Raw genomic sequence first — 5,774 nt, forward strand, 5'->3', positions numbered from 1 at the left:
TGGCGTCCCTACGGGGATTCGAACCCCGGTTACCGCCGTGAAAGGGCGATGTCCTAGGCCTCTAGACGATAGGGACGTTTCAGAGGTGGGCGTATAATAGGGCGTATATTGGGGGGTGTCAAACGCTTTTCTGCAATAATTTTGAAAAAAATGTCCGACTGGATAAAATTAAAACTATTCAGCTCAAGTCATTGCATTTAAGTGGTAAAAATCATGCTTTTCACACAATTTGAAGTGTGCACATTTTTAGTTCAGCTAGTTTAATAATTTATGTAACAACAAGATTGATCTTTAATCTAAATACAACGCAAAAATAAAACAGGAGAATAATCTTTTAGATTACCCTCCTGTTCGTATTCATTTTTAAAGTGAACTGTTGAATATAGACTTATGATTTTGGATGATAAATCGTGTAATAGCTGATATAGCACAGTGCAATAAAAATCATACAGCCAATAAAGCCAGCCCACATTTCAGGGTCAAATACCATGCTAAGGCAGGTGATAAAGCAAAACACAAAACCTAAAATAGGGACAAGCGGGAACAGTGGTGATGCAAAGCCAAGGTCTTGAACGGTTTTACCTTGTTTATACCATTGACGTCGGAAATTGAACTGGCTTAAACAAATACTCATCCACACCACTACCATAGTAAACGCAGCAACACCCAACAGGTTTTTAAAGATGGTTTCAGGTGCGAATTGTTCAGACAATAAACCTGGCATTGCCCCTAACATCGTTACCATCACTGCAATGTATGGAATACCGCGTGCATTCACTTTAGAGAAAATCTGCGGTAATTGTTTTTGATGTGACAACGACCACATCATCCGTGAAGCTGCAAATAAGCCAGAGTTTGCAGCAGACAGTAAAGCTGTAATAATCACAAAGCGAATAATATCTTCTGCATAAGGAATACCAATCTGATTAAACACGGTCACAAAAGGACTGCTGCTGACGCCTTCAGCGGCCAAACCTGCAGCCTGATGAGGCAATAAGGCACTGATCACGACAATTGTACCCACAAAGAAAATCAACAGGCGGAAAATGGCAGTGTTAATGGCTTTGGGTACATTTTTGGCAGGATCTTTAGTTTCACCTGCAGCGACACCAATTAGCTCAGTGCCTGAAAAGGCAAAATTCACAATTAACATGGTGGCAAAAATAGGGAATAAACCTTCAGGAAACCAGCCTTGTGCGGTCAAATTGCTGAATAATGGTGCGGAGCTATAACCTTGATAAGATACAGCGCCAAAAATAGCCATTAAACCCAAAACAATAAAGGCAATTACGGTGACTACTTTGACTAATGACAGCCAAAATTCAGACTCTGCAAAAAGGCGGGTTGAAATCATATTCAAACTGAACACGACGCCACCAAAAATGAGTGTCCAAATCCACATGGAAATATGCGGAAACCATTCCTGCATGAGCAAGGCAGCAGCGGTAAACTCTGTACCCAAGGTGACTGACCACGTGAGCCAATACAGCCAAGTAATGGTATAACCCGTGCCTGGGCCAATATATTGTTTGGCATAAGCACCAAATGAACCTGAAACAGGCAAGTGTACGGCAAGTTCGCCCAAACACAGCATGACCATGTAGGCAATTAAACCACCAAAAATATACGCGATAATTGCGCCAATAGGCCCTGTTTGTGCAATCACTTCACCTGAGCCAAGAAATAAACCTGTACCAATGGCTCCGCCCAATGAAATCATAACCAAATGGCGGGTACTCATTGCACGTTTTAAAGGCTCAGCACGACCTTGATGCACAACATCATTCTGATGATTGGATGACTGCATAAGTGATAGGAGAAAAAATAAAAGAAGCGAAGTATTGTAGAGAAAAACTACAATTCTGCAATCTTGAAAATAATATGTTTGAATTAGAAATGATCGTATAGCACGATAAATGGCGTCCCTACGGGGATTCGAACCCCGGTTACCGCCGTGAAAGGGCGATGTCCTAGGCCTCTAGACGATAGGGACGTTGTGAGGTGATGCGTATATTATTAATTTTTAAGGTGAGTGTCAAACCAGAATTAAATAAAATCCAATCACTAAATTGCAATTTGTTTAAAAAATAATAACTCACAAATAAAGAATTAGCTGAACGAATCCATTTTAATGTTCGGGTGTTTGGTATTGCTTTTCTGCAGCTGTTTCTGTTGCGGGTACAGTTTGAGTTGGAGTTTCTGCCTTGTCGCTGTCACGGTTAACAATATAGATATATAACGCAGAAGGCGCCAAAATGACCAGAACCAAGAGAATCTTTTTTAACATGACAGCAAAGCACAAATAATTGAACTGACTCATTATAACCAAATACAGCTTAAAAAGAGTGATTCAGTGCCTAAGGTGAGCAAAAGATAAGTTGTTGCTATAAAAAACATGGCAGACATTTAATGTCTGCCATGTTTAGATCAATCAAAATGAGAAATTGTGGGCAATTATGCTTCAGGGGTAAGTAGGGTTTCGACCAAGTGCGGTGCAAGTTTGTTTAGAATAAAACAAAAGAGTTCCGCTGTTTTTTGAGTATCGTACAGTGCCGAGTGAGCCTCTTTACCATCAAACTCAATACCTGCCTGAATACATGATTTTGCCAGCACCGTTTGACCAAACATCACAGCACTTAAAGTCACAGTATCGAACACAGAAAAGCTGTGGAATGGATTTTGGTTTTTAGTGCCTGTACGGGCAATGGCTGCTTGTACAAAGCCTAAGTCAAAATGTGCATTGTGACCCACTAAAATAGCATGGGTACAATTTTGCTGACGTCGCACTTCATTTATAGATTTGAAAATCCGCTTTAACGCTGTTTTTTCATCTTCAGCCATGGCCACACGCATTGGGTTAAATGGGTCAATCCCAATAAAATCCAATGAGCGACGGTCTAAATTTGCCCCTTCAAATGGGTTGATATGCGCATGATACGCTTCACCTGGAACAAATTTGCCTTCAGCATCATAAATGATGGGAATAGCAGCAATTTCCAATAAAGCATCGGTTTGGGCATTAAAGCCTGCGGTTTCAACATCGACCACCACAGGCAAAAAACCACGAAAACGTTGCCCTATAACGGGCAAAGTTGTATCTGTCACACTTTTCTCCATTGAATGGTTTTACCCGCATATAGCGGAATAATTTGTTCACCATCCAAGTAGTCTAAACTGGTTGGAATAGTTTGCTCTTCTTTTACCAAGGTAATGGTGTTGGTATTGCGTGGCAAACCATAGAAATCTGCACCAAACAAGCTGGCAAAACCTTCTAGGCGATCAATACGGCCGACTTGGTCAAAAGCTTGAGCATAGAGTTCAATTGCAGTAGGGGCACTATAACAGCCTGCGCAACCACATGCATTTTCTTTAGCATTTTTTGAGTGCGGTGCACTGTCTGTACCTAAGAAAAATTTAGGATTACCACTAGTTGCGACTTCCAATAATGTTTGCTGATGCGTTTGACGTTTCAAAATTGGCAAACAATAGAAATGCGGTTTTACACCACCCACCAACATGTCATTACGGTTAAACAATAAATGTTGTGGGGTAATGGTTGCTGCTACATTGCGACCTTGTTCTAAAACAAATTGTGCGGCTTCAGAAGTGGTAATGTGCTCAAGTACCAGTTTCAAGTTCGGGAACTGTTGCAACAAAGGCGATAACACTTCATCTAGGAAACGCTTTTCACGGTCAAAAATATCGACATGATGATGTGTGACTTCACCGTGCAACAATAAAGGCACTTGCTGCTCTTCAAGTTGCTCAATCACGGCATATACTTTACGAATATCGCTAACCCCATTGTCTGAGTTGGTGGTCGCGCCAGCAGGGTAAAGTTTAATCGCATTCACATGCGCTGATTCTTTTATTTTTTTAACTTCTTCAGGCGAGGTCTGATCGGTAAAATACAACACCATGCGAGGGTCAAATGCGATACCTTCAGGCACGTGCGCCATAATGCGTTCACGATAGGCCTCTGCTTCTTCCACAGTTTTCACAGGTGGAACAAGGTTAGGCATACAAATTGCGCGTGAAAATTGCTTGGCAAGATCGGGTACAGTACGTTGAAGTGCTAAACCATCACGTAAATGTGCATGCCAGTCATCTGGCTGGATAAGAGTAATCGTATTCAAGGCGCTGCCAGTCTGAAAAATAAAACAGATGATAATCTATAAATGTTAAAATGGTAACGTCGAAAGCCATAAAAAATAGAAATGGCTGAATTAATTTTGCTGACATTGTGTTATTTTTAAACCACTAAAAAAATTATATGGCTTGTTGGGGCATTGGGTTGTAGAACCTGAGCAGTTAAATGGAATTTAAAGCATCCATGGAATACAAATATAAATTAGCGAAATTACAGTACGACAAAGAAAAAAATGAGGCGTTGATTAAACGTCAGCGCAAACGTGCGGGGCAGGTTTTTCCAAAGCAGTTAGAGCTTGAGTTTTGGCAACAACATCTTGAACAAGCACGCCACAATATTAATCAATACTTTTGGTCGGGTGTACTGATTTACTTCATTTTGACCGTACTGATTATTACAGGGGATTACTGGATTATTGACCGTGCTGCTTTTAAGCATGATTTTATCCATTCTTTTCTAGGTTTGGTTAACGGAGCGTTTTGCTTACTCACGCTGTTTTTCTTTGCGCATTATCGCGTATTGCGTCCGTACTACGCCTATGCCGCTATAGGGCTGATTTTCTGGGCAATTGTGTCGATGACATGGCTAACCATGACCGTACATACCGAAGTGTTCAGACACCAAGCCATGATGATTATTTGCATGATTTATATTATGGGGTATGTACTAACAGGGGTGAAGCCATTTCACATGCTGTTGACTGGCTTAATGGCGGCTGTCGTTGCGATGGTGATGCTTCTGACTCTATATATTCCTATTGATGTGATGGTGATGGGGCGGGTGTTGGTTGGCAGTACGGTAATGGGTTTTTTGATCAGTAAAATGTTGTGTACCCGTGAGCGTATGATTTTCTTGGTGATGCACCAAGCCCGACTCAGTGAAAAAATTAATCGTATTCATGCAGAAGAGTTGCTGCATTTAAGTCAGCATGATTCATTGACCAAAGTTTCCAATCGACGCACCTTTGATGAAATGCTGGACAGTTTTTTTGAGCAGGCTCGACATGATGAAACTGCTTTGTCTTTGTTATTTATTGATGTAGATTTCTTTAAAAAATACAACGACCATTACGGGCATCAAAAGGGCGATGAAGTGATTTCCTCAATTGCCAAATCGATTAAAGATTCTATTCGCCACATGGATTTTGTGGCACGTTATGGTGGCGAGGAGTTTGTGGTGTTGCTGCCAGAAACGGATGCGCATGGTGCTTACGCAGTCGCTTCCAATATTTTTAAAGCGGTAGAGCGTTTGGCAATTCCACATAGCCAGTCTACGGTGGCAAGTACTGTTACAATCAGCTTAGGTTTTACGGTTTATAAAGGTGAGGCAGACGTTTTCAAAAGCGATTTTCTGCAACGTGCAGACCAAGCGTTGTACCGTGCTAAACAATTAGGACGCAATCAAATTTATTATCACACTTTGCAAGTGGAAGAGATGCTTTAAAACCATTTGTACTTAAAAATATTTTACAGGTAGTAAGTTTCTGATTCAAAACTAAAAAAGCCGCTCATATTGAGCTAATGCCAGTCAGTTAAGCAAATTTTAGTAAAATGTAGTAAAAATGAGTGTATGTAAATACGCTCATTTTTTTATGTCTTTATCTGAACATTTAGAATCCACTCTT

General features: G+C 40.7%; 5 protein-coding genes and 2 tRNA genes. 1 reads left to right on the plus strand and 6 read right to left on the minus strand.

Features of this window, described 5'->3' with window-relative positions; all coding sequences use genetic code 11:
- The 6 genes from HHA42_RS12990 to pyrC all read right to left on the minus strand — a co-directional run bounded on the left by HHA42_RS12990 (nt 1) and on the right by pyrC (nt 4,136).
- A tRNA-Glu gene (locus HHA42_RS12990) sits at nt 1-76 on the minus strand.
- 312 nt (nt 77-388) lie between these two features.
- Nucleotides 389-1,807: an amino acid permease gene (locus tag HHA42_RS12995; RefSeq protein ID WP_168526799.1), complete on the minus strand. Its 1,419-nt coding sequence runs from the start codon at nt 1,805-1,807 to the stop codon at nt 389-391.
- A gap of 110 nt (nt 1,808-1,917) precedes the next feature.
- Nucleotides 1,918-1,993 (minus strand) — tRNA-Glu (locus HHA42_RS13000).
- Between the two features lie 135 nt (nt 1,994-2,128).
- Entirely contained in the window at nt 2,129-2,287 is a 159-nt protein-coding gene (locus HHA42_RS13005; RefSeq protein ID WP_168418627.1) for a hypothetical protein, read from the minus strand.
- A gap of 167 nt (nt 2,288-2,454) precedes the next feature.
- Nucleotides 2,455-3,117, minus strand: a complete 663-nt coding sequence (gene rnt, locus HHA42_RS13010) for a ribonuclease T (RefSeq protein WP_168526802.1) — start codon at nt 3,115-3,117, stop codon at nt 2,455-2,457.
- Entirely contained in the window at nt 3,102-4,136 is a 1,035-nt protein-coding gene (pyrC, locus tag HHA42_RS13015) for a dihydroorotase (RefSeq protein ID WP_168418625.1), read from the minus strand. Before pyrC ends, rnt begins: the two co-directional genes overlap by 16 nt.
- 197 nt (nt 4,137-4,333) lie before the next feature.
- On the opposite strand from pyrC, the gene HHA42_RS13020 reads away from it, so the two are divergent.
- Nucleotides 4,334-5,593: a diguanylate cyclase gene (locus tag HHA42_RS13020; RefSeq protein WP_168526804.1), complete on the plus strand. Its 1,260-nt coding sequence runs from the start codon at nt 4,334-4,336 to the stop codon at nt 5,591-5,593.
- The last annotated feature ends 181 nt before the right edge of the window (nt 5,594-5,774 follow it).

It is taken from the genome of Acinetobacter sp. A3, from assembly GCF_012371415.1.
Lineage (GTDB): Bacteria > Pseudomonadota > Gammaproteobacteria > Pseudomonadales > Moraxellaceae > Acinetobacter.